This window comes from Actinotalea sp. JY-7885 (genome assembly GCF_014525465.1).
Lineage (GTDB): Bacteria > Actinomycetota > Actinomycetes > Actinomycetales > Cellulomonadaceae > Actinotalea.
The window spans coordinates 1-5,165 of the sequence record NZ_JACEXH010000206.1 but is presented as its reverse complement, the minus strand read 5'-3'; the positions used below and the strand labels follow the sequence as shown (position 1 = coordinate 5,165).

The following is a 5,165-nucleotide window of genomic DNA, read 5'->3' as shown; positions in this document are numbered from 1 at the left end:
CGACGACGGCGCGAGCGGGGCGGTCCTCGTCGGCTACGGCGTCAGCGGGCAGAGCGCGACCCGGCGTGCGCGCCGGACCGCGCCGGAGCCGGCGTCGGCGCCCGTGCCGCCGTCGGCCGCCGAGCGCACGGAGCAGTCGCGCCAGATCCTGGCCAAGCCGCCCGTCCGCAAACTCGCGCGCGACCTGAACGTGGACCTCGCGACGGTGCGCCCGACCGGTCCGGGCGGGATCGTCACGCGCGAGGACGTGATCGCGCGCTCGCAGGCCAACCAGGTGCAGCCGCTGGTGACGTACCCGGCGGACGACCAGCCGTGGCTCGCGTCGGGCACGGTGACCCCGGACGGACGGGCCACGCGCGTCCCGGTGCGCTCGGTGCGCAAGCGCACGGCCGAGGTGATGGTCGCGAGCGCGTTCACCGCCCCGCACGTGTCGGTGTTCCACACGGTCGACGTCACCAAGACGATGCGCCTGGTCGCCCGCCTGCGCGACGACCGCGAGTTCGCGGACGTGCGGGTGACGCCGCTGCTCGTGGCCATGAAGGCGGTGCTGCTCGCGGTGCGGCGCCACCCGGAGATCAACGCGTCCTGGGACGACGAGGCGCAGGAGATCGTCTACAAGCACTACGTCAACCTGGGGATCGCGGCCCAGACGCCCCGCGGGCTGATCGTGCCCAACATCAAGGACGCGCACCGGCTGGACCTGCACGGGCTGGCGGTCGCGCTCGCGGACCTGACGTCGACCGCGCGCGCCGGCCGGACGCAGCCCGCCGACATGGCCGACGGCACCATCACGATCACCAACGTCGGCGTCTTCGGCATCGACTCCGGCACGCCCATCCTCAACCCCGGCGAGTCCGCGATCCTCGCGTTCGGCGCGATCCGCGAGCAGCCGTGGGTGCACAAGGGCAAGATCCGCAAGCGCCACGTGACGCAGCTCGCGCTGTCGTTCGACCACCGCCTGGTCGACGGCGCGCTCGGCTCGCGCTTCCTTGCCGACGTCGCCGCCGTCCTCCAGGAGCCGGGCCAGGGCCTGGTCTGGGGCTGACGCCCCCCGCCCGCCCGACCCCTGGGCGAGCACGTCCGTTCCACGCCACCACGTCGGCTGCGCAGGACGCAGTGGCGTGGAACGGACGTGCTCAGCGGGCGGAGGTCGGTCGTGGCCGGCGGGGCTCAGGCCTGGGTTCGGTCGCGGTGGTTGCGGAGGGCCAGGCCCGTGACGATCCCGAGGACGCCGGCCGCGGCCGCCGGCACGAACGCGTACGCGGGCGTGGCGGCGAGCACGCCGCTGAGTGCCGCACCGGCCGAGACCCCGAGCACGAGCGCTGTCGCGAGCAGGGTCATGGTCGAGGCGACGAGGCGCGGCGGCGCGACGGCCTCGCCGCGTGAGTAGCTGCTGACCAGGAGCGTCCCCGCGCCGAGCCCGAGCAGGGTGGCGTAGGCGGCGGCGCCGAGGGCGCCCGGCAGCGTCCCGAGACCGAGCGCACCGAGCAGCACCGCGGCCCCGCCGACGACGACGCGCGCGCCGAGCCCGAACCGACGGGCGAAGCGCGTCACCGCCAGGCTCGCGATCCCGCTGCCGAGGCCCGCGCAGCCGTAGATGACGCCGGTCAGTGCCTCCGTGCCGCGCAGCTCGTTGACGGCGGTCAGCCCGGTCTGGGTCGACCCGAACGCCATGCCGACCGCGAGGCACGCGAGCAGGGGCGCGACGAGCGGGGCGAGGCGCAGGCGCTGGCCGGCGCCGGGCAGGAGGCCCGCCGACGTCGTCGCGCGCGAGACCCAGGAGGCGCGGTCGCCGCGCAGGTGGACGGCGAACGCCCCCTGGCCCAGGAGCGCGAAGCCGATCAGCACCCACAGCGCCGGCACCGGTCCGAGGAACGCGACGAGCAGGCTCGCGGCGACGGGGCCGACGACGAACCCGACCTCGTCCGCGGCCACCTCGTAGCCGAGTGCCCGGTGCACGAGGTCCGGGCGCCCGGTGCGGCGCGCGAGGTGCGACCAGCGCGACCGCGCGATCGAGCCGACCTGGGGGTTCGCGGCGCCGACCAGTCCGGCGCTCACGATGAGCAGCCACGTCGGGGCGTGGGTCGAGGTCGCGGCCAGCACCCCGAGCAGCGCGCTGACCTGCACGGCCGTCGCCGCGACGACGACGGGGAACGGTCCCCAGCGGTCGACCGAGCGGCCGACGAGCGGTGCCCCGATCGCGGTGCCGACGCCGACCGCGGCCACCGTGAGCCCGCCGAGGCCGACCCCGAGGCCGGACGCGGCCACGAACATCAGCAGCCCGAGCTGGATCGTCGACGACGGGAGGCGTCCGAGGAGCGCCGTCGTGAGGAAGGGGAGGCCACCCGCCCGGACGAGCGAGGGGCGGTCCGAGGCGGCGCGCGTGGCGCGCGGGGGTGAGGTCTGAAGGTCCTGCGTCATGTGGGGTGTCTCCGGGTACGTCGAGTACCCGTGCGCCCGACCCCACACACGGAACTGCCCACTTAGCGCTGCCAGTCTAGGCGGTCCCGCCGCGAAGCGGTCAGCCCGGCGTGGTGGTGACGGTCACGTCGCCGCTCGTCAGTGCGTCGTCGACGCACGTCAGGACGCGCTCGACGTCGGCCTGTGTCGCCTCGGCGACGAGCACCATCGAGATGTGCGAGGCCGGCTCGTCCGTCGTCATGAGGGCCTGTGCGACGGCCGCGTCCTGCGCGCAGTCGCCCAGGTCGCCGCGGGGGTCGGAGATCGCGACGACCCAGACCTGGTCGGGCCCGAGCGAGGGGATCTCGTGCTCCGGCGGTGGACCGGACGGTGGGTCGGACGCCGCGCAGCCCGCCGCGAGGGCGAGCAGCGTCACCGCGAGCGGCGCGAGCACCGGGCCCCGACGACGTCGTCGGGCTCGCGTCCGGCCCGGCAGGGGCACCCTCGATCCGTGTCGCACGCCCCGTAGGCTCCCACACCGCCGCCGCGGACCTCCGGGGGCTCGCCGAGCTCGCCGTCGGGCCGGGCGGCGGGGCACGGCGGCGCCGGCCTCGACTACCGTCGCGGGATGCCCTCCCGCGTCGCACCCGTGCGGACACCCCGGTGACCGCGGCCGACGTCGTCCGGGGCAGGACCGCGACCGTCGTCGGCGGGGGGCCGGCCGGGCTGATCGCCGCCGAGCGCCTCGCGGAGGCGGGGGTGGCCGTCACGGTGTACGACGCGATGCCGTCGGTGGCGCGCAAGTTCATGCTGGCCGGTCACGGCGGGCTCAACCTCACCCACACCGAGCCCGCCGAGCGGTTCGTGGCCCGCTACGGCGCGGCCGCGGACCGCCTGCGCCCGATGCTCGAGGCGTTCGGTCCCCAGGACCTGCGCGCGTGGTGCGCCGGGCTCGGCGAGGAGACCTTCGTCGGGTCGAGCGGGCGCGTGTTCCCGCGCTCCTTTCGTGCGACGCCGCTGGTCCGGGCCTGGCTGGCGCGGCTGGCCGACCTCGGGGTGCGCATCGAGCGGCGCCGGCGCTGGACCGGGTGGACCGACGGGGACGGGCTCCGGCTCGTCGCCCCCGACGGCACGGTGACCGAGGTGGCCGCCGCCGACGTCACGCTCTTCGCCCTGGGCGGGGCGTCCTGGCCGCGACTCGGTGCGGACGGCGGCTGGGTCGGCCCCTTCGCCGAGCGGGGCGTCGCGGTGACGCCGCTGCGCGCGGCCAACGTCGGGCTGTGCGTGGTCTGGTCGCCCGGCTTCGCCGACCGGTGCGCCGGGTCGCCGGTGAAGAACGTGCAGGTGTCGGTGCGGGGGCGGTCCGGCGCGACGGCGCGCGGTGACGCGATGCTGACCCGCAGCGGGATCGAGGGTGGCCCGGTGTACGCGATCGGCGCCGCCGTGCGCGACGCGCTCGACGCCGACGGGCGCTGCGTGCTCGAGGTCGACCTCCGCCCCGACCGCAGCGCCACCCAGCTGGCGGAGCGCTGGGGTCGGCGTCGGCCCAAGGACTCCACGGCCACGGCGCTGCGGCGCGCGCTCGGGCTGGACCCGGTGGCGGCGGCCCTGCTCCGCGAGTCCGTGGGCGGCGCCCTGCCCAGTGACCCGGCGGCCGTGGCAGCGCTGGTCAAGGCCGTGCCCGTCGCGGTCACGGGGACGATGCCCATCGACCGTGCCATCTCGTCGGCCGGTGGGGTCGCGTGGTCGGAGGTCGACGAGTCGCTGATGCTGCGGCGGCTGCCGGGCACGTTCGTCGCCGGCGAGATGCTCGACTGGGAGGCCCCGACCGGCGGCTACCTGCTCCAGGCGTCGTTCAGCACGGGCGTCGCGGCGGCCCACGGCGCGCTCGCGTGGCTGGCCCGCCCGGCGGATCCGGGCGACCCCGGGCCCCCCTGACGCCCACCCATCACCAACACCGGCACCAACACCGGCACCGGCACCGCAGCGCGGAGCGTGGTGCCCGGACACGCCGGTGTGTCTCGCCACGACGCTCCGCACTGATGGGCTGGTGCGGTGGTGCGGTGGTGGGGTGCGCCCGTGTGGAGCGTGGTGCCCGGACACGCCGGTGTGTCTCGCCACGACGCTCCGCGCTGATGGGGTGGTGCGGTGGTGGCGTGGTGGGTGCGCCCGTGTGGAGCGTGGTGCCCGGACACGCCGGTGTGTCTCGCCACGACGCTCCGCGCTCGGGGCGTCAGGCGGTGCGCTCCTCCGGGGTGGCCCTGCGGATGACGATGCGGGTCCACGCCCCGACGTAGACGCGGTCGTCCTCGGCGAGCTCGCGCCGCTGACCCGGCACCAGGGCCTGCGTCGGGAGCGGGCCGCCCGCCGAGCCGACGTACGTGCCGTTGGAGGACTGGAGGTCCTCCACGAACCAGCGCGACCCGTCGGTGGTGAGCTGCGCCTGGCGGCGGCTCACGGCCGCGTCGGTGCCGCAGTCGATCTCCGGGTGGATGTTCCGGCTGCGCGAGACGCGACCCACGAGGAGCGACCGGACCGTCAGCGGCACCGTCGTCGGCAGGCCCGGCGACGGGCACGGCTGGTCGGCCTGGTCCTGCTCCGCGTACCAGTCCGGGTCCACCCACACCTCGGCGACCCACTCGAGCGGGACGGCGGGCGCGACAGGCCCGGGGCCCGACGACGCCGCCGCGCCGGCCGCCCCTGCGCCCGCGGAGCCGCCACCGGCCGGAGCACCCGTCGACGCCGCACCCGGAGCCGGCTCACCA

At 76.5% G+C, this 5,165-nt stretch carries 5 protein-coding genes; 2 read left to right on the top strand and 3 right to left on the bottom strand.

Annotation, left to right across the window (positions count from 1 at the left end; all coding sequences use genetic code 11):
* Positions 1-1,045 (top strand): dihydrolipoamide acetyltransferase family protein (locus IDM29_RS14725; RefSeq protein ID WP_188037705.1); only part of this gene is annotated, 1,045 nt, incomplete at its 5' end.
* Positions 1,046-1,170: 125 nt separating this feature from the next.
* On the opposite strand, the gene IDM29_RS14720 is transcribed toward IDM29_RS14725, so the two are convergent.
* Together IDM29_RS14720 and IDM29_RS14715 are read right to left on the bottom strand one after the other, a co-directional pair.
* Entirely contained in the window at positions 1,171-2,421 is a 1,251-nt protein-coding gene (locus IDM29_RS14720; protein WP_182112471.1) for an MFS transporter, read from the bottom strand.
* Positions 2,422-2,521: 100 nt separating this feature from the next.
* Positions 2,522-2,854, bottom strand: coding sequence for a hypothetical protein (locus tag IDM29_RS14715; protein ID WP_182112470.1), 333 nt, complete (start codon positions 2,852-2,854; stop codon positions 2,522-2,524).
* 209 nt (positions 2,855-3,063) lie between these two features.
* Between IDM29_RS14715 and IDM29_RS14710 the strand changes: the two genes are divergently transcribed.
* Entirely contained in the window at positions 3,064-4,338 is a 1,275-nt protein-coding gene (locus tag IDM29_RS14710) for a TIGR03862 family flavoprotein (protein WP_182112469.1), read from the top strand.
* A gap of 295 nt (positions 4,339-4,633) precedes the next feature.
* On the opposite strand, the gene IDM29_RS14705 is transcribed toward IDM29_RS14710, so the two are convergent.
* On the bottom strand, positions 4,634-5,165 hold a 532-nt coding region (locus IDM29_RS14705), incomplete at its 5' end, for an FHA domain-containing protein (RefSeq protein ID WP_223148368.1).

What these genes read in the sequence shown, in the direction of transcription:
- IDM29_RS14720 (WP_182112471.1), bottom strand. Translation starts at nt 2,421, where the DNA reads ATGACGCAGGACCTTCAGACCTCACCCCCGCGCGCCACGCGCGCCGCC.